This is a genomic window from Streptococcus salivarius (genome assembly GCF_000785515.1).
Taxonomy (GTDB): domain Bacteria; phylum Bacillota; class Bacilli; order Lactobacillales; family Streptococcaceae; genus Streptococcus; species Streptococcus salivarius.
This window is the reverse complement of the sequence record NZ_CP009913.1, coordinates 953594-976988: the sequence shown is the minus strand read 5'-3', so window position 1 is coordinate 976988 and position 23395 is coordinate 953594. Positions and strand designations below refer to the sequence as shown.

The window sequence follows — 23395 nt, the reverse complement described above, 5'->3', positions numbered from 1 at the left end:
AGGCCTACTTTTCTTCTAACTTACTTGCTTGATAAGTACGTGAATGCTTCATAATATCCGCGAAACTAGCGACGATAGCTTCTTTATATTCGGGATTAAGAACACTAGCGTCTACTTTGTCTAGCAAGGCTTGCTCTCGTTCGGGATCATAAATCGCCTTTCCAGTGCGTTGTTTATAAGCACTTACTCGAGTTACCAATTTCATACGTTCTTCCAACAAAGCCACAATCTCATTATCAACGGTATCAATCTGTTGGCGAATCTCATTTAAGTCCATACTGACCTCCTTTTTTTCTCTCCATTATAACAAAAATGACCTGAGGACAAAAGAGCCTCAAGCCATTGAATTGCTTATAAAAAGAGTTTTCTTACCTGACTGATATTACTTTCATTAACAACCAGATACAGGGTTGCTCCTGCTTTTAGACGTGTGTCTCCATGAACAACCTCAGACTGGTCTTGAAAAATCTGAGTGGAAATCAAAACCCCATCAGGTAAGGTTAAATCCTTAACCAATCGACCAGCTAGACTATCTGTAACCGGTAAGTCAATCATCGTCGGTATATTATCAACTTGCGCTGGTTTGTGAGCTATTAGATTGTGAAGCATGGCTTCATAGACAGGTTCTCCTCCCATGAAATCCATAACTAGATAGGCAATCAGGGTCACGACTCCAATTGTCATCAATTGGTGAAGGTCACCCACCATCTCAGTCACTAAAATCATAGCAGTGAGAGGCGCCTTAGATACAGCACCGAAATAACCAGCCATACCAAGAATGATAAAAATAGGGAACTGACTGACTTGTAAGAATCCTAGATTTTCAAAAGCTGCCGCAAAAACGCTACCAGAAAGAGCACCTAGAGTCAAAATCGGCAAGAAAATCCCACCAGGAAAACCTGAACCAAAGGACAACATACTCCAAATAAAGCGAATAGCCAAATAGAGGATAGCCACAGTTAGAGCAGGATGTAAACCATTTAGGGCAAGAATCAATTCATTCCCACCACCTAAAAGATGTGGAAAATAAAGACCAATAGGAATGATAAACAGAACTGCCAAGAGGCCATGAAAATGAGATGGCAAGTGGAAGATTTTCCCTAACCCTTGGTAGACCTTACCAATACGTAAGACAACCCACTCATAACCGTATCCAAGCACACCTAGAAAAATCCCCAAAACAATAAGAATCCAATAATCCTTCAAAGGAAATACGGGTAATTTTTCTGTCATAGCAAGGACTGGTACCTGGCCAAAGATGCGTAGGGAAACAGCATTGGCTACTAAAGATGCCGTTAAAGCTGTCACCCAAACATGACGAGAGAAATGATGATAGACTTCTTCGACGACAAACAAAAGACCGGCAATCGGGGCATTAAAGGCAGCTGATAACCCTGCTGCTGCTCCTGCAGCAATCAAGACACGCTTCTCACGTGCAGAGAGCTTAAGTCCCTTGGCTAATCCCTTAGCAGTCATGGCACCTAGTTGAATGCTAGGTCCCTCACGTCCCAACATCAGTCCCATTGAAATCCCAAGGACTCCACCTAGGAATTTACGCCATAAAACTGACCACCAGGACGGATGTAGAAGCCCCATCAGTTCCCCTTCAACGTGAGGAATCCCTGAGCCCTTGATGTCTTTTTCCTGTTTAATAAGGTAACCAATAAAAAGGGCAATCAAGAGATTAACAAGTACAATTCCCAGAATCAGAAGTGGATTATGAAGGGCGTCTTCGTAAATAGCTACAGAAAATGCAGCCCCTTTGGCAATTAACCAACGAAAAAGACTGACTACTGCTCCTGCTGTCACCCCCACTAAGAGACCTCGCCAAACGGACCAAAGGAGATGCTGAGATTGCGTCCTAAAATCTCTTTCTATTTCATTCATAAAAACTCCATTTTTGACTACAATAAAAGCAGACTTTACTCTGCTTTTTTATTATGCTAATGCTTCTGAAACTTTTTCAGCGAAAGCTTCAAGATTTTCGATATCTTCATCTTCAGCAGAAAGGTCAACCTTGACGCTATCAGCACCCTTAGTCGCCCCTGTGAATGTGAATTGATTTTCAAACTCATCCACTGAATGACAGAAATAATCGTAGAAGGTATCTCCTGAACCTACAACACCAAAGATTTTACCTGACAAGTCGAGGTCAGCCAAATCTTCGTAAAAGTCAACGATTTCATCTGGCAACTCACCATCACCATAAGTGTAAGTCGCTACGATACAGATGTCCGCATCTTCAAAATCAGCGGCATCAACCGTTGTACACTCGTCTACATCTACAGTGTGACCCAATTCTTCCAATTTTTTGGCAACGATATCTGCGATTTCTTCCGTGTTACCGGTCATACTGGCATAAACGATTTTTGCTAAAGCCATAATGTCCTCCAAAATAATAAATTAGCTATATTATATCATATTTTTTCAGAAAATAAATGACCTAACAACTCAAAAAAACTGCCCATCAGGACAGTTTTAGATTCTTTTTACAAGTGACTTGGCTATCTAAACATATAGAACTTTCTGTAGATGAAATGAGATAGTCCCTTTAATAATTTCAGAGCGAGCTATAGTCAAGACTTTTCGCTGTGAGAAAAGTGCCTAAAGTTAAATAACTTTAGGCACTCGGAAGTTTTGAGACACTAGGCTCAAAACTTAGCTATGGAATTCCGAAGGAAGTCGCTAGCGTCCGTACTCACCTAAGAAAAGTCTAAAAAGAAGAATTCATTTCAATTTAAAACTGCCCATTAGGACAGTTTTAGATTTTGTAAGAGTTCAAAGTGTCGATAGACTAGCCATAAGCCAAGACCAACTATCAGAATGAGAATCATTGCTCTCATGAGACCTCTAAGAAAAGTCAAGAGCCAAGTGAGAAGCATAGAGGTGATTAGCCAACTCCAACCAGAGGCTCCGTAAAGGGTTTGAATACTCTGTATAGAATGACTGGTCAGCGTTTTTACCCAATTGGGAATATAAATCCAAATGCCATCACCTGATAGGCCCAAACGATTGGCAATCATGGTTCCTGTTGTTTGCAACCAAGTAAAGACCCCAGCATTGAAAAGAAAAAGGAAGGTTTGCATGGGGTAACGTCTAGCAAGGCGTTTCAAATAGTGCATGACACTCCTCCTTAATTTGCATAGAGAGCATGGACCGTATCAATATCCACCTGTTGAATCCCGTAATAAGATCCAGCTGATTGCATAACGGATGTCTTAGAGTCATCATGGTCTAAGCCAATGGCATGTCCCAATTCGTGTTCAGCCGTATTCACAATACGCTTGTGAGTATAACCAAAATCACTATTCAAGAGGAAATAACGGTTCAACTTCACATCTACATGAGTGATGCGATTGGTCAAAACATTGGTTTGAGTGTCTGCTAAACCTGCTGCCTGTGAATTCGCATCGGAATAGTCAGTCGCAACAATATCAGCTGTTGAGGCATCATCAGTTAAAGTAAAGATGAAAGCACCCGTGTTATTCCAGTTAGTAATAGCTTCCTTATAAGCTGCTACCAAGGTTTCATCTGTAGATTGTATATAGATGCTAGCTGTATTTTGCGCCCATCTAGCTCCATTAGACTCTGGAATGGTATCTGTCGTTGATAGGTTAGAGACAACTTTCTCAACGTCACTAGTACTGGTACCACTAAAACCTAGCTCTACTTGATGAAAGGCTTGGTTAATGTTTGTGGCTAAGGTACTTGAAGAATTATTGGCATAGTAGACGAGTCCATAACCAATAAGGGCTAGAACTAGGGCAAGTTTAAATATAGCCCAAATAAGATTCCAAATAAATTGTAAAAGAAGTTTGGGAATATAGAAGATTACTCTGAATAATTTTTTCATTATTGAGCCTCCTTTTCGAAACTTCCCCTAGTATATCAAGCTCTAATAGTTCTGACAAGCAAAAAATATCACTTTAAGCTTTTATCATCTCTTTGATAAGATGTTACAAAATTGACCTATTAAGACAAGCGTTCTTCTTTAACGTAATCAATAGGTAACCATTCTAAGTAGGCTTCTAGTTGTTTTTCCCAATAATACCACTCATGTCTTCCATGGTCTGTACGGTAGTCAATGTCTAAACCAAGGGCCTTCAAATCAGCAACTGCCTTATCTTGAGAATCAAAAAGGAAATCCTCAAGGCCACACCAGGCAAAGAATTTGGTTTTCTTGTCATGTTGTTTGGCTAGGTTAACCAATTTGTGCTGCTCAATGTCTTTTCCTTCCAAATCGCCAAAGACACCTTGCCAGTATTCCTTAGACTCACTCGTTTCATCTGTAATCATCTCTACTGATAATCCAAGGGCACCAGAGAAGGAACCCGCACAAGCAAAGTTATTTGTCGTTAAGGCTAGTTTGAAAGAACCATAGCCACCCATAGAAAGTCCAGCGATAAAGGTCTTTTCACGCTTCTTAGTCATACTAGGGAAGAAACGTTGCATGACTTGAGGAAGCTCCTTAGCAATGGCATCGTAATACTTAACCCCGTAATTGGTATTTGTATACCAGCCATTTTCAGAGTTAGGCATAATAACAATGAGATTAGTCTTACGAAGGAGACGCTGAATATTGGTACGGAAGGCCCAAGAATTATGATTGCCCCCCATGCCATGAAGGAGATAGAGAACTGGGATGTCCGTATCACTTTCCGTTTCAGCAATCTGATCACGATCTGGATAGATGACATCCACTTGGCGGTATTGTCCTAGAACATCTGATGAGTATTCAATTTGAAAAAAAGCCATTTGTATTTTCCTTTCTTAATGTTAGAAAAGCTGGGACACCCCAGCTTTTGATTTTAAAACAAAGTCTTGTTGAGACTTTCCTCAATGTCTATGGTGCAAGCGACACGCTCACACTCTTATGTTTTAGTCAGTTATTAGCGGACTTCCATAACTACTGGAAGGATAGCTGGGCGACGTTTGGTTTGGTCAAAGAGGAACTTAGCCACATCGTCGCGGACGGCTCCTTTCAGTTCACCCCAGTCGAAGCTGTCTCCTGCCAAGTAATTTTCAACGGTAGCATTGACAATGTCAGCAGCCTCACGGAGAATGTCACGGCTCTTCTTCACATAAACGAACCCACGTGTATTCACACGCGCTTTAGAGACAATCTTACGTTCCTTCTTGTTAACAGTGATAGCTACGATAAAGATACCATCTTCAGACAAGACCTTACGGTCACGAAGGACGATATTACCTACATCACCAATGGCATTACCGTCAATCATAACATCACCAGCTGGAACAGCTCCTTCATGAAGGAAACCTTGATCTTCAGACAAGTGCATGATGTCACCGCGTTTAACGATATAAATATTTTCTGGAAGAATACCAACTTCCAAGGCTAACTCTGCATGTGCTTGAAGGTCACGGTACTCCCCTTGAATAGGGAAGAGATACTGTGGACGAAGGAGGTTAATCATCAATTGAAGTTCGCGAGCATTGGCATGTCCAGAAACACGAAGGCTCTGAGTAATCATCTTAACAGTTCCACCAGCTTTATAGATAGCGTTGTTGACACGTGCCACTACGGCTTCCTTAGCAATGCTTGGAGTTGTTACGATATAAACCAAATCTCCATCCTTGATTTGAACGTAACGGTGACGACCAACAGCCATCTTTTGAAGGCCATCGATTGGTTCACCCATACGACCATTTTCGAGGATAATCAACTCGTGGTCTTCGAACTTGTTCATGTCTTTTGGTTTGACAATAAGTTTCTCATGCTCCACAGTCAATTTTTTGAGACGAATGGCTGTGCGGACAATATTTTCTACGTCAAAACCAGTAAGAACAACACGACGTCCGTGATCAGCAGCTGAATCAAAGACTTGTTGAATACGTACCAAGTTTGAGGCAACTGCAGCAACAATAACACGTCCTTCTGCATCAGCAATTACTTGGTCAATTTCTTGGCCAACTTCTGCTTCAGAAGCTGTTTGTTCCGTACTTGTCGCATTTGCTGAGTCTGACAAGAGGGCCAAAACACCTTCACGTCCGATTTCAGCCAAACGACCTAAATCAGTTTTGTAGTAAGGACGGGCAGCTTGGTCAAACTTGAAGTCACCTGTATAGACAATATTGCCTTGGTCAGTACCAAGAACAATCCCCATTGATTCTGGAATTGAGTGAGTTGTTTTGAAGAATGAAACTTCAGCATCCTCAAATTCAATTTCAGTTTCTGCGTCAATAACATGGAAATTATTGAATTTCTTAACACCAGCATTCTTGACAAAAAGTTTAGCTAACTCGATTGTGAGTGATGATCCAAAAACTGGTGCTTTGACGTCTTGCAAGATATAAGGTAGGGCACCAATGGCATCGGCGTGTCCGTGAGTTAAGAAAATCCCTTGGATACGATCTCTATTTTCAATCAAGTAATCTAAGTTAGGGATGACAAAGTCAACACCTAGTTGTTCATTTTCAGGATACTTTAGACCAGCATCCAAGATAAAGATAGAGTCGTTAATCTCAACAATATAGAGGTTCTTAGCATTTTCACGTACTCCACCTAGGGCAATAATTTTAATATCGCTCATGCTTGTTTTTCTCCTTTTTAGTTTGACTCTCTTCTAGAGCCTATTTTTACAGACGGTCCAAGAAGCTGAACGTTCGTGCGAACAGTCTCCTTGTCGATTTACAGGCCACAACAAAAAGTTGCATACCCTTTAAGTATACAACTTTTTGGCTTATTTTACAATTTAGAGTCAGACTAGGCTTACTCAAACATAGCGTAATAGTCTGTGATATCCAATTGGCCTTTTTCTTCCTTGGTAAGGTCTTTAATGATTTGACCATCCTTCATAACGATTAGACGATTGCCATATTTTAGGGCATCTTCCATGTGGTGGGTAATCATCAAGGCTGTTAGATGGTCACCTGTTACAAACTCATCAGTCAACTCCATGAGGGCTACACTGGTCTTGGGATCCAGGGCTGCGGTGTGCTCATCTAAGAGCAAGAGCTCAGGACGTTTAAGTGTCGCCATCAACAGACTGAGAGCCTGACGCTGACCACCTGAAAGGAGACCTGCTGGTGTATCTAAGTGTTTTTCTAAACCATTACTGATACGTTCGATCAGACCTTGAAATTCCTCTGTGTAGAGATGAATTTGGCGTGATTTAAGCCCTCGTTTTTCACCACGGTATTTGGCAATCAAGAGGTTTTCTGCAACAGTCATACGAGGAGCTGTCCCCATTTTAGGATCTTGGAAGACTCGTGAGAGGTACTTAGCACGCTTCTCAGCAGGGAGAGCCGTAACATCTTCACCCATGATGAAAATCTGACCACTGGTCAACATGAGTGTCCCTGCAATGACGTTGAAGAGGGTTGATTTTCCGGCACCATTTCCACCGAGAATGGTAATAAAGTCACCTTCTCTAATGGTAAGATTAACATGGTCCAGGATTGTTTTTTCGGTGTCAAAACCGTTATTGACCTTAACAGTCGCATCTTTGAGTTCTACAATAGCTGTCATCGTGATAAGGTCACCCCCTTAAAGAATTTTCGGCGTAGGACAGGCGAAATCAAACAAATAGCCAAAACAATTGCACTAAAGAGTTTGAGGTAGTTAGTGTTAAAGCCAAGAGCAATAACCGCTGTCAAAAGGAACTGATAGAGGATTGAACCAATACAGATGGCAATCAAACGTTCCAACAGAGTCAAGTTAGTCGCATAAAGGACCTCACCAATGATAATGCTGGCAAGACCAATGACGATAACCCCAATCCCTTTAGAAACGTCGGCATAACCGTCCTGTTGGCTAATCAAGGCTCCTGAGAGAGCGATAATACCGTTTGAGATAACAAGACCCATCACTTCCATATTGTCTGTGTTGATACCAAATGATTTGGCCATGTCTCTATTATCACCTGTGGCAATATAAGCTTGACCTAGGCGCGTGTTAAGAAAGGCAATCAAGGCAGTGATAACAATGGTCACAGCAATGAGACCAACAATCAAGAGATTGTAGTCCTTGCTGAAAGGAAGCAAATCTTGAATAGTCTTAATATCAAGAAGTCCCAAGTTGGCCCTTCCCATAATCATAAGCATGACTGAGTTAAGAGAGGTCATGACCAAAATCCCTGCCAAAATAGTAGGAATTTCTCCCTTAGTATAGAGGAGACCAGTCACAAGTCCAGCACCACAGCCGGCCAAAACGGCAACCAAGGTTGCTAAAATTGGGTTCCAACCAAAGTTCATAAGGGTTACTGCTACTGCCCCACCAAGAGGGAAGGAACCTTCTGTTGTCAAATCAGGAAAATCCAAGATACGGAAAGTCATGTAAATCCCAAGACCTAGGATTCCGTATAGAAGCCCCTGATAAATAGATGAAATAATCATAAGTCCTCCTTATTTATCAGCTTTAACAGCGATGTCTGACTGTTTAAGCACATCGTCAGGGATGGTGATGTTGAGGTCTTGAGCAACTTTAAGGTTAAGTGTTGGTGTGCCATCATCGATAACATCTACAGGAACATCCTTAACTCTCTTACCTTTAAGAACCTTAACGGCACTACGAGCTGTAGCCTTTCCAAGTTCATATTGGCTTTGCGCCACTGAAGCCAAACCGCCTTCTTTCACCATAGTATCAACCGTCGTATAAACTGGAATCTTAGCCTGGTTGGCTGATGAGATTACTGTTGAAAAGGCTGAAGCAATAGTATTATCTTGAGGCGTCCAGATGGCATCTACCTTACCAGTCATGACTGACATGGTTGTATTGATTTCATTGGTTGATGGTACGGCGTACTCGACCACATTCAGGCCATCTTTTTCAGAGTATTTCTTAAAGCTTTCAACCTGTGATTTGGAATTATCCTCACTTGAAGCATAGAGAATACCAATCGTTTTGGCATTTGGTGTCAGTGATTTGACCAATTCTACTGTCTGCTTAATCGGCACTTGGTTAGAGGTACCAGTGACATTGCCTTCCGGATGCTTGAGATCCTTAACCAATTTTGCCCCAACAGGGTCTGAGATAGCCCCCATGATGACTGGAATATCCTTGGTAGCTGCCGCTAGCCCCTGTGCTGCTGGTGTGGCAATACCGATAACAACATCGTTCTTGTCATTAACCAATTGTTTAGACATGGTTTGAATTTTAGACTGGTCTCCTTCGGCATTTAGGAGGGTGATTTTAACCTTGTCCCCCTTATAACCAGCTTCCTTAAGGCCATCCTCAATTCCCTTCTCGATTTGATCCAGGGCGTCGTGAGTCACGAACTGGAGGATCCCTACTTTGACGACCTTATTGGTATCTTGGTGTTCTTTTTTGAACAGATCTGTACCAATAGAACCGAGCGTCAAGATAGCTAAGAAAACCAAAGTCCAAATTAAACGCTTGTTTTTCATATGTGTCTCCTTCTATAAATTCTTCCTTTCTATTGTAAGTCATTTTCAGTCAATTAGCAATATTCTTAATTTATAAAAATTACCCTGATTAAAAAAAAGAACCAGAACACGATGTCTGATTCTTTTCCCTTATTATTACTGATATTGTGCCAAGTCTAACTTCATAATATAAAAGTAAAGGTCACCATATTGTCCCTTGTAGCCAATATCATGTCCGTTTATTGTCACCTTAGTGACTGGCGTTGAATCTGGTAAGGCAATCCAACAAGCTTGCTGTGCCCTAACAAATTCATTGTAATCTTCAAAGGAAGTGTGTTTTTCTTGCTTGGCGGTATTTAAATAAGTTACTTCAATCATCGAGGGACCTCCTTATAATCCTTTAACTAAGGTCTAGATTACGCTTCCTAGAGAGCAAAGTCAATCATGACGACTTAAAAAAACTCGCAGTCTGGGCCATACAAATAGACCCCATGGCAAATACCATGAGGTCTATTTTGATTGGATTCTGGATTCTTAATATCCTAAACGACTGTTAAATCATTTTACTGTTTACGTCGTTTTCCGGCAAAGAGTCCAAATCCTGCTAGAAGACTCGCCAAACCGACGATTGCAAGGTCTGAATCCTCGCTACCAGTTTCTGGAAGTTGAGCTGTCTTATCAGTTGGATTGATAAAGCGTGCTTCTTCTTTCGTTTCTGGAAGGACCGGAGCCTTAGGCTCTTCTGTTTGTGGAGCTGGCTGTGGCTCTGGTGTCGGAGTTGTATCCGGTACTGGTGTTGGAGTCACAATTTGTTTGTAGATGTGTTGAGTATTACCATTTTCATCTACAACTGTCTTCACAAATTCATAACCTGGGATGTCTTTCTTCGGTTGTTGGCCATCTTCGGTTGGGTAGCCTGGAATTGGCTTACCATTTTCATCAACATATGATGTCGTTACTTGCTCGTAGACATGTTCGATATCACCATTTGGCAATTTCTTAGTTTCTACAAAGCGGTAACCTGGAATGTCAGCTTTTGGTTGCTCACCATCAACTGTAGGATATCCTGGGATTTCCTTACCTTCTTTATCGACAAACTTAGTGATTGGAAGGACAGTTGGTGTGTAGGTAGCTGAAGCTTTAGTTCCGTTCACATCTTCACGAACCACTGTGACTGCTGGTGCAGTTCCTGTAAATTCAGGTTCTGGAGTGAAGGTTACAGTTCCATCTGCTGCTACTGTGTAGGTACCAACACCTGAAATAGTCTTGGTCGTTGAACCATCGTCAAATGTTGCTGGAACTTGGTTATTCATTGGTACACGGCTATCGCCTTCAGTAAAGCTTGGCTTACCTGTTTGCGTTTGACCCTTATTACCAATTGAAGTAACTGATTCTGCAGTTGGTGTTACTGGTGTAACGGTTGGTGTATAGGTAGCTGTAATAGCTGTACCGTTCTTATCAACACGTTTCACAGTCACGCCTGTACCTGTTCCTGTGAATGCTTTTTCTGGAACGAAGGTTACTGTTCCGTCTGAAGCAACTGTGTAAGTTCCTTCACCTGGGATAACTTTCGTTGTTGAACCATCCTCAAATGTCGCTGGAACGTCATCATCCATTGGGACACTTGGGTTACCAGGCGTGAAGCTTGGTTTACCTGTTTGCGTTTGACCTTGGATGTCTGTAGATGTTGCAGGTTCACCTGTTGGAGTCACAGGAGTTACGGTTGGCGTGTAAGTTGCTGAGGCTTTGGTTCCGTTCACATCTTCACGAACAACTGTCACTGCTGGAGCTTCACCAACGAATGATTTCTCAGGTACGAATGTAACTGTTCCGTCTACTGCTACTGTATAAGTACCAACGCCTTCTACTGTCTTAGTTGTTGAACCATCGTCAAATGTTGCTGGAACGTCATCGTTCATTGGCACACGGCTATCACCTTCGGTGAATACAGGTTTACCAGTTTGTGTTGCACCCTGGATGTCAGTAGATACTGCTGGAGTTGCAGTCGGTGTGACTGGTGTAACAGTTGGTATGTATGTCGCAGAGGCTTTAGTGCCGTTCATGTCTTTACGAACGACTGTGACTGCTGGTGCAGTTCCAGTAAATGATTTTTCTGGTACAAAGGTTACTGTTCCATCAGCTGCTACTGTGTAAGTACCAACGCCTTCTACTGTCTTGGTAGTTGAGCCATCATCAAATGTCGCTGGAACGTCATCGTTCATAGGCACACGGCTGTCACCTTCAGTAAATTCAGGCTTACCAGTTTGTGTAGCACCTTGGATATCTGTTGATTCAGCTGGTTTTGCAGTTGGAGTTACTGGTGTCACAGTTGGTGTGTACTTAGCTGTGATCTCAGTACCGTTCTTATCAACACGTTTAACCGTTACGCCTGAAGCAGTTCCAGTGAATGATTTTTCTGGAACGAAAGTTACGGTTCCATCTGGAGAAACAGTGTATGTTCCTTCACCATCTACTGTCTTAGTCGTTGAGCCATCTTCGAAAGTAGCTGGAGTATCTTCATCGATTGGAACATTTGGATTTCCTTCGGTGAAGCTTGGTTTACCTGTTTGTGTTGCACCTTGGATATCTGTTGATGTCGCATCTTCAGATGTTGGAACGACTGGAGTAATCTTAGGTGTGTATGTTGTTTCTACTGTTGTTCCATTTGTATCAGCTGCTTGAACTTTAACTGGGACAACCTCACCTGAATAAGATTTATCCGTTGGTGTGAAGGTTACGACACCTGTGTCTTTATCAACTGTGAAGGTACCAATAATATTGCCCGCTGGTGATTTCGCAAACACCGCCGCTGCTGGTTGGCCATTTTCATCAAGAAGGGTAATAGTATCTTTGTCAATTGGAGCAACTGAATCACCCTCAGTAAAGGTTACAGTTCCCGTCTGAACTACTCCTTGAGGTCCTGTTGATTCTGCCGGTGTTGCAGTCGGTGTGACTGAAGTTACGGTTGGTGTGTAAGTCGCTGAAGCCTTAGTACCATTTACATCTTCACGAACAACAGTCACTGCTGGTGCAGTTCCGACGAATGATTTTTCTGGAACAAAGGTTACAGTTCCGTCCGCTGCTACTGTGTATGTACCGACACCGTCAACTGTCTTAGTCGTTGTGCCATCTTCGAAGGTTGCTGGAACATCATCGTTCATTGGTACACGGCTGTCACCTTCAGTAAATTCAGGCTTACCTGTTTGAGTTTGACCTTGTTTACCTGTTGATGTTGTTGGTTCAGCAGTTGGTGTAACTGGAGTTACTGTTGGTGTATAAGTTGCTGTAACTGGAGTACCGTTCTTATCAACACGTTTAACCGTTACGCCTGTACCTTCTCCTGTAAATGATTTTTCTGGTACGAAGGTTACAGTTCCGTTCGGAGCGACTGTGTAAGTTCCTTCTCCTGGAATTGTCTTCGTAGTTGAGCCATCGTCAAAGGTTGCAGGTGTATCATCATCCATTGGGATTGCAGGGTTACCAGGTGTGAAGCTTGGGGTACCTGTTTGAGTTTGACCTTGGATGTCTGTAGATGTTGCAGGATCAGCAGTTGGTACAACAGGAGTGATCTTAGGTGTGTAAGTTGTCTCAGCAACCGTTCCGTTCGTATCTTTACCTTGAACCTTAACTGGAACAACATCACCTGAGTAAGATTTATCCGTTGGTGTGAAGATTACAACACCTGTTTCTTTATCAACAGTGAAGGTACCGATCACATCACCTGCTGGTGATTTCGCATCAACTGATGCTGCTGGCTGACCATTTTCGTCAAGGAGAGTAATGGTATCCTTGTCGATTGGTTCAAACTGGAACTGTAACCTTCAGTGAAGGTTACAGTTCCAGTTTGAACCACACCTTGAGGGGCTTCTGATTCAGCTGGAGTTGCTGTTGGAGTTACTGGTGTCACAGTTGGTGTGTACTTAGCAGTAACTGGAGTACCGTTCTTATCGACACGTTTAACCGTTACGCCTGAACCTTCTCCTGTGAATGATTTTTCTGGTACAAAGGTTACGGTTCCGTCTGGAGCAACAGTGTAAGTTCCTTCACCTGGAATGGTCTTCGTAGTTGAGCCATCTTCAAATGTTGCAGGTGTATCATCATCCATTGGAACATTTGGATTACCTGGTGTGAAGGTTGGTGTACCTGTTTGCGTTTGACCTTGTTTGTCAGTAGATGTTGTATCTTCTGCAGTTGGTGTAACTGGTGTTACGGTCGGTGTATAAGTCGCAGACGCTTTTGTTCCGTTCATGTCTTCACGGACAACTGTCACGGCTGGTGCAGTTCCGACGAATGATTTTTCTGGTACAAAGGTTACTGTACCGTCTGCTGCTACTGTGTATGTACCAACACCATCTACAGTCTTCGTAGTTGAGCCATCGTCAAATGTTGCTGGAACATCATCGTTCATTGGCACACGGCTATCGCCTTCTGTAAATACTGGCTTACCTGTTTGTGTAGCACCTTGGATATCTGTAGTTTCAACTGGTGTTGCAGTTGGAGTTACTGGAGTTACTGTTGGTGTATACTTCGCTGTAATTTCAGTACCGTTCTTATCCACGCGTTTCACTGTTACGCCTGTAGCAGTTCCAGTGAATGATTTTTCAGGAACGAAGGTTACTGTTCCATCTGGAGAAACGGTGTAAGTTCCTTCACCATCGACAGTCTTCGTAGTTGAGCCATCTTCGAAGGTAGCTGGAGTATCTTCATCGATTGGAACATTTGGGTTTCCTTCGGTGAAGGTTGGTTTACCTGTTTGAGTGGCACCTTGGATATCTGTCGTTGTTGCATCTTCAGAAGTTGGAACGACTGGAGTAATCTTAGGTGTGTAAGTTGTTTCTACTATTGTACCATTTGTATCAGCTGCTTGAACCTTAACTGGGACAACATCACCTGAATAAGATTTATCCGTTGGGGTGAAGGTCACAACACCTGTTTCTTTATCAACAGTGAAGGTACCGATCACGTCACCTGCTGGTGATTTCGCTTCTACTGATGCTGCTGGTTGACCATTTTCATCAAGAAGAGTAATGGTATTCTTGTCAATTGGCGCTACTTCATCACCTTCAGTAAAGGTTACAGTTCCAGTTTGAACCAAACCTTGAGGTGCTTCAGATTCAGCTGGTGTTGCAGTTGGAGTTACTGGAGTGACAGTTGGTGTGTAAGTTGCAGAGGCTTTGGTTCCATTCTTATCTTCACGTACAACTGTTACGGCTGGTGCAGTTCCAACAAATGATTTCTCTGGAACAAAAGTTACAGTTCCGTCTGCTGCTACTGTGTATGTACCAACTCCATCAACTGTCTTCGTAGTTGAACCATCGTCGAAAGTAGCTGGAACGTCATCGTTCATTGGTACACGACTATCACCTTCAGTAAATTCAGGCTTACCTGTTTGGGTTTGACCTTGTTTACCTGTTGTTTCAACTGGTGTCGCTGTCGGTGTTACAGGAGTTACTGTTGGTGTGTACTTAGCTGTGATTTCAGTTCCGTTCTTATCCACACGTTTCACTGTTACACCTGAAGCAGTTCCAGTAAATGATTTTTCTGGGACGAAAGTTACTGTACCATCTGGAGAAACGGTGTAAGTTCCTTCACCATCTACTGTCTTCGTAGTTGAGCCATCTTCGAAGGTAGCTGGTGTATCTTCATCGATTGGAACATTTGGATTTCCTTCGGTGAAGGTTGGTTTACCTGTTTGAGTGGCACCTTGGATATCTGTCGTTGTTGCATCTTCAGAAGTTGGAACGACTGGAGTAATCTTAGGGGTGTAAGTTGTTTCTACTGTTGTACCATTTGTATCAGCTGCTTGAACCTTAACTGGGACAACATCACCTGAATAAGATTTATCTGTTGGTGTGAAGGTCACAACACCTGTTTCTTTATCAACAGTGAAGGTACCGATCACGTCACCTGCTGGTGATTTCGCTTCTACTGATGCTGCTGGCTGACCAGTTTCATCAAGAAGAGTAATGGTATCCTTATCAATTGGTGCAACTGGGTCACCTTCAGTGAAGGTTACTGTTCCAGTTTGAACAAGACCTTGAGGGCCAGTTGATTCTGCTGGTGTTGCTGTAGGAGTTACTGGAGTCACAGTTGGTGTGTAAGTCGCAGAAGCTTTGGTTCCGTTCTTATCTTCACGAACAACCGTTACGGCCGGCGCTTTACCTGTGAATGATTTCTCTGGAACAAAGGTTACTGTTCCGTCAGCTGCAACTGTGTAAGTACCAACGCCATCAACTGTCTTAGTCGTTGAACCATCGTCGAAAGTAGCTGGAACGTCATCGTTCATTGGCACACGGCTATCACCTTCAGTAAATTCAGGCTTACCTGTTTGGGTTTGACCTTGTTTACCTGTTGATGTTGTATCTTCTGCTGTTGGTGTAACTGGTGTTACGGTTGGGGTGTAAGTCGCAGAGGCTTTGGTTCCGTTCTTGTCTTCACGAACAACCGTTACAGCCGGTGCAGTTCCGACAAATGATTTCTCAGGAACAAATGTCACCGTACCGTCGGCTGCTACTGTGTAAGTACCAACGCCGTCAACTGTCTTAGTCGTTGAACCATCGTCAAATGTCGCTGGAACATCTTCATTGATAGCTACTGTTTTCTCAACGCCATCAACGGTTACTGTTCCACCCTTGAATTCAGGTTTACCAGTTTGAGTGGCACCTTGGATATCTTTTGTTTCAGCCGAAGTTGCTGTCGGTGTTACCGGTACGATTTCAGGCGTGTAAGTTGTGTCCACCTTGATACCGTTTGAGCTTTCGGCTTGAACCTTGGCCGGTGTGACTACACCTGTGTATGATTTATCAGTCGGTGTGAAAGTGACTTGACCAGTAGCTGAATCGATAGAGTAAGTACCGATTTCAGTTGTACCATCAGCAGCATAAGCTGGTGTACTTGTCACTTCATTGCCATCATTATCCAAAAGCGTGTAGCTATTATCTTTGATTGTAATAGCTTTATCTTCACCATTCACTTGAACAGTTGTTCCTGAGAAGGTTGGTGTGCCTGTTTGAGTGGCACCTTGGATATCTTTAGATGTAGCTGGTTGAGCTGTTGGAACAGCAGCTACAACTGTTGGTGTGTAGGTCGCATCTGAAGTAATGGTTGCAGTCTTACCATTAGCATTTGTAATAGTAGCAGTTGCCTGAACAGTTACTCCTTTTGCAGTACCAACAAAGTCTTTTTCTGGCGTAAATGTTACTGCTCCAGTCGTTGGGTCGATAGTATAGCTACCTTCTCCTGCTACTGTCACTGTTGTTTCATCAGTTGGTTGACCAGTTGCTGGATCCACCAATTTCTTACTTGTGATTTCAGCAGTCTTATCATTACTCAAATCAAAGGTTGGTGTTTGGGTTTGAGGAACGTTTTGAATATCCGCAGAAACCTTGTCTGTAGGAGTCACTGTAATTGGTGTTACTGATGGTGTGTAAGTCGCTGAAGCTTTTGTTCCGTTCTTGTCTTCACGAACGACTGTAACCGCTGGTGCTGTTCCTGTAAAACTTGGTTCTGGAACAAATGTAACAGTACCGTCTGCAGCTACTGTATAAGTACCAACGCCATCAACAGTCTTAGAAGTAGATCCATCATCGAAGGTTGCTGGAACGTCATCATTCATTGGTACACGGTTATTACCTTCAGTGAAGGTTGGTTTGCCAGATTGGGTTGCACCTTGAACACCTGTTGTTTCAGCTGGTGTCGCAGTTGGTGTTACCGGTGTAACTGTTGGTGTGTAAGTCGCAGAAGCTTTGGTTCCGTTCTTATCTTCACGAACAACCGTCACTGCTGGTGCAGTTCCAACGAATGATTTTTCAGGTACGAATGTAACTGTTCCGTCTGCTGCTACTGTGTAAGTACCAACGCCGTCTACTGTCTTAGTCGTTGAACCATCATCGAAGGTCGCTGGAACAGCTTCATTAATCGCTACTGTTTTCTCAACGCCATCTACTGTTACAGTTCCGCCCTTAAATTCAGGTTTACCAGTTTGCGTTGCACCTTGGATATCTTCTGTTTCAGCTGGTGTTGCTGTCGGTGTTACTGGAACGATTTCAGGTGTGTATGTTGTATCCACCTTGATACCGTTTGAACTTTCCGCTTGAACCTTGGCTGGAGTTACCACACCTGTGTATGATTTATCAGTCGGTGTGAAAGTGACTTGACCAGTAGCTGAATCGATAGAGTAAGTACCGATTTCAGTTGTACCATCAGCAGCATAAGCTGGTGTACTTGTCACTTCATTGCCATCATTATCCAAAAGCGTGTAGCTATTATCTTTGATTGTAATAGCTTTATCTTCACCGTTTACTTGGACAGTAGTTCCTGCAAAGGTTGGTGTCCCTGTTTGCGTTGCACCTTGAACATCTTTAGATGTAGCTGGTTGAGCTGTTGGAACAGCAGCTACAACAGTTGGTGTGTAGGTCGCATCTGAAGTAATGGTTGCAGTCTTACCGTTAGCATTTGTAATAGTAGCTGTTGCCTGAACAGTTACTCCTTTTGCAGTACCAACAAAGTCTTTTTCTGGCGTAAATGTTACTGCTCCAGTCGTTGGGTCGATAGTATAGCTACCTTCTCCTGCTACTGTTACAGTTGTTTCATCAGTTGGTTGACCAGTTGCTGGATCCACCAATTTCTTGCTTGTGATTTCAGCAGTCTTATCATTACTCAAATCAAAGGTTGGTGTTTGGGTTTGAGGAACGTTTTGAACATCCGCAGAAACCTTGTCTGTAGGAGTCACTGTGATTGGTGTGACTGTTGGTGTGTACTTAGCTGTTGCAGTCTTGATGTAATCCTGTTGGATCTTACCATCTTTGTTTCTACCAACTGGCGCTGACAATGTAACTTCCACACCTTTTGCTGTACCAGTAAAGCTTGGATCTGGAGTGAAGGTTACTTCACCCGTTGAAGGATTAATCGTATAAGTTCCTTCCCCTTCAACTGTTACAGATGGCGCATCAGTAGTGAGACCTGTGGCAGGATCCACCAACTTAGCAGGATATTCTGCACTTGGAGTGATTGCAATCTTGTCACCATTTGAGTTAGTCTCAGTTGTGTTAAAGGTCGGAGTTTCTTTTTGAGTCGCCCCTTGAACATCCGTCGAAGTTTTGTCAACTCCTTCGATTTCAATTGGAGTGACTGTTGGAACGTATTGACCATCCATGGTATTCAACTGACCATTAATGTTTGGTTCTTGATCTGGGAATTTTGTTGACCAACCAGTATCATAACCGTTGTTATCTGAACGACGGATAGAAATACCATCAGCTGTTCCAAGGAAGTTATCTTCAGGAATAAATTCAACATCGACATCTTTACCGTTGGCAGTAATCTTGTACTTACCTTGTCCTGGAACGACATAGTAACCGTCCCCATCAAGAGTAGCACGGTTGCCATCTTTATCAACGATGTATGGTTCTACCGTTTCGTCAATAACGGCACTAGAATTAAGCTCATACTTGTGTTCTCCACGTGCTGTAAAGGTTACAGTTGCAGTTTGCTTCGCCCCTTGAGGACCACTTGTTTCCTTGAATTCCCCTTTTGGTGGGTGCGTAATTTGAGTTCTGAAGTCTTCCACTTCCCCTGAGAGGGCCATACCAGTTGGGCTCTCAATCTCGTTAGCTTTCTTGGCAATACGAACACGAGCACCTAGTTCTTTAACGCTAGGGTCGATATAAGTCTTGCTATTTGCAAAAGTCAACTCAACTGTACCGTCATTTGTGATTCTTGCAAGATCAGAGCGTTCATCTTCATCAAAGGTACCATTTTGGTTAAAGTCTATCCAACCGTAGATATAAGCTTCTGAAGCTCCATCTGTATGGGCTTCTATTGACAGCTTGTAGTTACCTGGGCGTGTACGATCCATCTTGATCATCTCATTGGTTGTACCTTTAAGCTCATCTGGAAGCAATTGGTCAATTCCTTCATCGGCCGTAGTTGCCTTATCATCACCGAACCAGTCAAGAACAGTATTCTCATCCATATCTGGGCTCACATTACCAATATATGGTTGATTTACTTTAGCACCAGTTATACCATCTACAGTTGCAATGGTATGCATAGCTTTTCCGTATGACTCAGGAGCGTCCCCTTCATCAATTGGGAAGAATCCTAGCATTGCTGACTGTTTACCACCTGAAGCGACATAAAGTCCAACTTCAGAGGCACCACGCGTCATAACGATTGGAACAGTATAATTACCTTCAGAAATGTTTGGTCCAAAGATACCGGTTCCTAGACCACCTGTAACTTTGTCAGGATTTCCAAAATACTTCCAAGCTACTGGTTTCTTTTCTGGTCCAACTTGAGTAGATCTACGAAGTTGGTTTAAGTTGGTATTATTAAATTTAGGATTAGGTCCAAAAAGATTTTCAGTATCTTGTGGTGAATATGTTACAGAAGTAGTTGGTCTGGTAAACTTTTTCCATTCTCCAATATGCTGCCAACCTTCTCCATTGGTAGTAAACATAACTAATTCACCTGGGTTAGCAGACTCCCCATCAGCCATAACAATAGCTGGCTTAACTGTCTTACCACGGAAGGTTGCAGAGATTTCAAACTGAACTCCAATATTTCCACCATTCAAAGCTGAACTTATGGTAGTCTTCTTGGTTTTCGTATCAATATTCTCAAATCTGATTTCAGTCCAATTATTTTGGGCATCAGCGACGATTTTGGCCTCTTCACCATTGTTAAAAGCTTGCTTAGCAGCATTTGAAGTGACTCCACTTACATAACCATTTTTTGCATTTGGATCATAGGTTGCTTTTTCAGCTTCTGTAGCCCCTTGATTTTCCATCCGTTTCTTATAGATTTCAGTCGCTTGGAAAGGTTTCAAAGATTTGACTTTTACAGTAACTACATAACCAGGCATGATTTCCTTGGTATAGGTAGACCCAACTTGAAGAGCCAATTTTTCTTCTAAGTTCTCAGTTGGTTTAACTTCACTTTTAGGAACTAATACTGTAGTAGTTCCTGTCCAGTTAGCTACATCTCCAAAGTCCAACCATGAGATTTGGCTAGCCATAGATTTGGCATCAACATTTGTTGTAAAGCCAGGTTTTTCAACTTTTGGAGTTGAAGTTGCATCTTCAACATCATCCCCAATCAAGCTTTCGTCATTAGGGTCACCGATTGCACGACGTGTACGACGTCGACCAGAAGTTTCTGCTGTTACAACAGGTTGCTCTACAGCAGATGCTTCGGCACCACTTGAAAGAGCATTCGTTGTAGAAGCTTCTGCTTGAACGTCCACACCTTGTGCTTCAGATGCTGTTTCTGAAGCAGGTGTCTCAGATGATGCTGATGTAACAGAGGCTGTCGTTGAAACTCCCGTAGTATTGCCTACACTTGTAGAGCCAGCAACACTAGTGGTAGATGCTGCAGTACTTGCTGACGTTGACGAAGCTGCTTGAGATGTTGTCTCACTAGAAGCTTGTGTTGTAGACGTTTCAGAAGTAGCTGCGCTAGCATTTGAAACGGTTTGAGACTGACTATTAGTCTCATAACTTGATAAGAGATTTGCGACTTCCGTCGAAGCTTGAGTAGCAACAGCATTCTGAGAAGATGTCTCATCACTCACTGTAGCAGTAGTGCTAGCTACATCTCCTGCTTGGACTTGGTTAGCTGTTTCATCGGCAGATACTTGACTAGCAGTACCAACCATAACCAGAGTTCCAAGAAGAACGGAGCAAACCCCTACATTCAGCTTACGAATCGAAAATCGACTTATACGATCATTAAATAAATCTTTACCCACTTTGGTAATCCTCCACACTTATACTATTAAGTATCTCACCCCTCAATGAGATTAAAAGTATTTAAAAATACTAATCGTTAAATATTTTAACAAAATTCCTAATATTTGTGAAAAGAAATGCTCTTATTTTCAATTTTTTTATAAGGTTCACTTAAAAATAATCATGTAAACAGTAGAATGATTATAGATATCACTATTTTTATAAAAATTTCAATTAATAATTTTATAATTATATACTTTTAGAATTGTCAGTAAAAAGAAACTTATGATTTCATTTTTTTCAAAAATCGATTTTCAGAATTAACAATTTATTAGATATTTTAAATTAATAAGTCATTATTTAAATATAAATAGATAGTTATTTAAGAAGTCTACCTAGAAAATATGGTTCACAATCGTACTAACTATGGTTTAAAAGCCTATTTAGCGCCTTTCTGTAACTCGTAGTTTTCAAGAAAACAGTATTTCTTAGAAAAGATATTTTCCCTCTTCTCTAAAAATCTTCTAGGTCCTATGACACAGATTCTCGTTTTATACGACATTTAGGACTAAAGCTATTTAAAATGCCAAATGTAATAAATATTAAATTCGCCACTTCTTCATTTCTTATTATTATCCGATTGATTTACCTACCTACGAAAAATAGCTCCATAATTTCTTCAATAGCTAAACCACTAAAAAGATTATAGAGCAAAAAAAAGAAGACCCCAAGGATCTTCCTTCTATTTAAGTACTACTTAAATTATTTTACTGTGCGGATACGCATAGTGTTTGTACCACCTGTACCTACTGGAACACCAGCAACGATAACAATGTTGTCACCAGATTCTACAAGACCTGATTCCAATGCAACTTTTTCAGCAACATCAAACATATCATCAGTTGAGCTTGGTTTTTCAGTAACTACTGGAATAACACCCCAGTTAAGCATCAATGATTTTTGAGTAATTTCATCGAATGTTACAGCCAAGATATCAGCTTCTGGACGGTATTTAGAAATCAAACGAGCAGTGTTACCTGATTCAGTAAGAGCAACAATAAGTTTGATATCCATTGAGTTAGTAGCATCTTTAACTGCAGATGCAACTACTTCAGTCTTAGTTGAACGGTCAAATGTTGATGAATCAAGACGACCATACTCTTTAAGAAGAGTTTGAGCGTTTTTATCAATTGTAGCCATTGTACGAACTGATTCAACTGGGTATTTACCATTTGCAGACTCACCAGAAAGCATTGTAGCATCTGTACCATCGATAACTGCGTTAAATACGTCAGATACTTCAGAACGAGTTGCACGTGGTTTTTCTGTCATTGTTTCAAGCATGTTAGTAGCTGTAACAACAACTTTACCAGCAGCGTTTACTTTAGTGATGATCATTTTTTGGTAAACTGGAACCATTTCGAATGGTACTTCGATACCCATGTCACCACGAGCGATCATGATACCGTCAGCAGCTTCGATGATTTCATCGATGTTATCGATACCTTGTTGGTTTTCGATTTTAGCCAACAATTGAACATGACCGTTACCAGTTTCTTCACAGATAGCACGAACTTCTTGTACGTCTTTTGCAGTACGTACGAATGAGATAGCGATAAAGTTAAGACCTTGTTCAAGACCAAAACGGATATCAGCGTTATCACGTTCAGCAAGTGCTGGGAAAGGAATTTTAGTGTAAGGGATGTTTACACCTTTTTGTTTAGCGATGATACCATCATTTTCAACTTCAACGATGAATTCACGTTTTTCAGCATCTTTGTCTACAACACGAAGACCAAGTTTACCATCATCGATAAGAACTTGTTTACCAACTTCTACATCGTCAAAAACGTCAAGTGCACCTGCAACGTTCAAAGCGATAACGTCGCGAGTTGATTTGATACCTTGTTTAGTAGCAACACGAATTTGTTCACCAGTTTTGTATGCATACTCTTTAGCATCACCTTCGAACAATTCAGTACGCATCTCAGGTCCTTTTGTATCAAGAAGGAAACCTACTTTTTGACCAGCAAGGTCTTCTGCCATACGAACGACATCCATACGTTCACCTTGTTCAGCGTGGTCACCATGTGAGAAGTTGAAACGGAAAACGTTGGCACCTTCCTTGATCAATTGAGCAATGTTTTTAGCAGATGCTTCACGGTCAAGTTTTTCACCCCAGTAACCATCTTCACCAAATTTTTTGCCGCCACGGATTTCAACCGCAGGACCAAGTGTTGCAACGATTTTTACACGTTTATTCATGATAAATAAAAACTCCCTTATATTTTTTGTCGCCTTAGCGACGGATTAACAATAAT

Annotated in this window: 14 protein-coding genes; all 14 read right to left on the bottom strand. The window is 41.9% G+C overall.

Annotation, left to right across the window (positions count from 1 at the left end):
* Window positions 1–4: 4 nt before the first annotated feature.
* Complete coding sequence (locus SSAL8618_RS04785) at window positions 5–277, bottom strand: chorismate mutase (protein WP_038675856.1); 273 nt, start codon at window positions 275–277, stop codon at window positions 5–7.
* 74 nt (window positions 278–351) lie between these two features.
* Window positions 352–1887, bottom strand: a complete 1536-nt coding sequence (locus tag SSAL8618_RS04780) for a ClC family H(+)/Cl(-) exchange transporter (RefSeq protein WP_038675853.1) — start codon at window positions 1885–1887, stop codon at window positions 352–354.
* A 51-nt stretch (window positions 1888–1938) separates the two neighbouring features.
* The gene (locus SSAL8618_RS04775; protein ID WP_002883520.1) at window positions 1939–2382 is read right to left on the bottom strand and encodes a flavodoxin; all 444 of its coding nucleotides are present in this window, start codon (window positions 2380–2382) and stop codon (window positions 1939–1941) included.
* A 368-nt stretch (window positions 2383–2750) separates the two neighbouring features.
* On the bottom strand, window positions 2751–3122 hold the full coding sequence (locus SSAL8618_RS04770; RefSeq protein WP_038675851.1) for a hypothetical protein: 372 nt from the start codon (window positions 3120–3122) through the stop codon (window positions 2751–2753).
* Window positions 3123–3133: 11 nt separating this feature from the next.
* Window positions 3134–3853: a matrixin family metalloprotease gene (locus SSAL8618_RS04765; RefSeq protein WP_004182633.1), complete on the bottom strand. Its 720-nt coding sequence runs from the start codon at window positions 3851–3853 to the stop codon at window positions 3134–3136.
* A gap of 119 nt (window positions 3854–3972) precedes the next feature.
* Entirely contained in the window at window positions 3973–4755 is a 783-nt protein-coding gene (locus SSAL8618_RS04760; RefSeq protein ID WP_037611699.1) for an alpha/beta hydrolase, read from the bottom strand.
* Window positions 4756–4889: 134 nt separating this feature from the next.
* Window positions 4890–6551: a ribonuclease J gene (locus SSAL8618_RS04755; protein ID WP_038675849.1), complete on the bottom strand. Its 1662-nt coding sequence runs from the start codon at window positions 6549–6551 to the stop codon at window positions 4890–4892.
* A gap of 179 nt (window positions 6552–6730) precedes the next feature.
* Complete coding sequence (locus SSAL8618_RS04750) at window positions 6731–7489, bottom strand: ABC transporter ATP-binding protein (RefSeq protein ID WP_002883503.1); 759 nt, start codon at window positions 7487–7489, stop codon at window positions 6731–6733.
* Window positions 7486–8355, bottom strand: coding sequence for an ABC transporter permease (locus tag SSAL8618_RS04745; RefSeq protein WP_002883493.1), 870 nt, complete (start codon window positions 8353–8355; stop codon window positions 7486–7488). The genes SSAL8618_RS04750 and SSAL8618_RS04745 overlap by 4 nt, the downstream gene beginning before the upstream one ends.
* A 9-nt stretch (window positions 8356–8364) precedes the next feature.
* A complete protein-coding gene (trpX, locus tag SSAL8618_RS04740; protein ID WP_022496442.1) occupies window positions 8365–9366 on the bottom strand; it encodes a tryptophan ABC transporter substrate-binding protein in 1002 nt (333 codons plus the stop codon).
* A gap of 135 nt (window positions 9367–9501) precedes the next feature.
* A complete protein-coding gene (locus tag SSAL8618_RS04735; protein WP_002890796.1) occupies window positions 9502–9723 on the bottom strand; it encodes a DUF4649 family protein in 222 nt (73 codons plus the stop codon).
* Between the two features lie 185 nt (window positions 9724–9908).
* The gene (locus SSAL8618_RS10810) at window positions 9909–13142 is read right to left on the bottom strand and encodes an LPXTG cell wall anchor domain-containing protein (RefSeq protein WP_373369063.1); all 3234 of its coding nucleotides are present in this window, start codon (window positions 13140–13142) and stop codon (window positions 9909–9911) included.
* Window positions 13058–21094: a CshA/CshB family fibrillar adhesin-related protein gene (locus SSAL8618_RS04725; protein WP_223896490.1), complete on the bottom strand. Its 8037-nt coding sequence runs from the start codon at window positions 21092–21094 to the stop codon at window positions 13058–13060. Before SSAL8618_RS04725 ends, SSAL8618_RS10810 begins: the two co-directional genes overlap by 85 nt.
* 742 nt (window positions 21095–21836) lie before the next feature.
* Complete coding sequence (gene pyk, locus SSAL8618_RS04720; RefSeq protein WP_002884118.1) at window positions 21837–23339, bottom strand: pyruvate kinase; 1503 nt, start codon at window positions 23337–23339, stop codon at window positions 21837–21839.
* Window positions 23340–23395: the final 56 nt, after the last annotated feature.

Bases quoted from the DNA above. Each gene is read 5' to 3' on its own strand.
- SSAL8618_RS04785 (WP_038675856.1), bottom strand. From the start codon at position 277: ATGGACTTAAATGAGATTCGCCAACAGATTGATACCGTTGATAATGAG.
- SSAL8618_RS04780 (WP_038675853.1), bottom strand. From the start codon at position 1,887: ATGAATGAAATAGAAAGAGATTTTAGGACGCAATCTCAGCATCTCCTT.
- SSAL8618_RS04775 (WP_002883520.1), bottom strand. From the start codon at position 2,382: ATGGCTTTAGCAAAAATCGTTTATGCCAGTATGACCGGTAACACGGAA.
- SSAL8618_RS04770 (WP_038675851.1), bottom strand. From the start codon at position 3,122: ATGCACTATTTGAAACGCCTTGCTAGACGTTACCCCATGCAAACCTTC.
- SSAL8618_RS04765 (WP_004182633.1), bottom strand. From the start codon at position 3,853: ATGAAAAAATTATTCAGAGTAATCTTCTATATTCCCAAACTTCTTTTA.
- SSAL8618_RS04760 (WP_037611699.1), bottom strand. From the start codon at position 4,755: ATGGCTTTTTTTCAAATTGAATACTCATCAGATGTTCTAGGACAATAC.
- SSAL8618_RS04755 (WP_038675849.1), bottom strand. From the start codon at position 6,551: ATGAGCGATATTAAAATTATTGCCCTAGGTGGAGTACGTGAAAATGCT.
- SSAL8618_RS04750 (WP_002883503.1), bottom strand. From the start codon at position 7,489: ATGACAGCTATTGTAGAACTCAAAGATGCGACTGTTAAGGTCAATAAC.
- SSAL8618_RS04745 (WP_002883493.1), bottom strand. From the start codon at position 8,355: ATGATTATTTCATCTATTTATCAGGGGCTTCTATACGGAATCCTAGGT.
- trpX (WP_022496442.1), bottom strand. From the start codon at position 9,366: ATGAAAAACAAGCGTTTAATTTGGACTTTGGTTTTCTTAGCTATCTTG.
- SSAL8618_RS04735 (WP_002890796.1), bottom strand. From the start codon at position 9,723: ATGATTGAAGTAACTTATTTAAATACCGCCAAGCAAGAAAAACACACT.
- pyk (WP_002884118.1), bottom strand. From the start codon at position 23,339: ATGAATAAACGTGTAAAAATCGTTGCAACACTTGGTCCTGCGGTTGAA.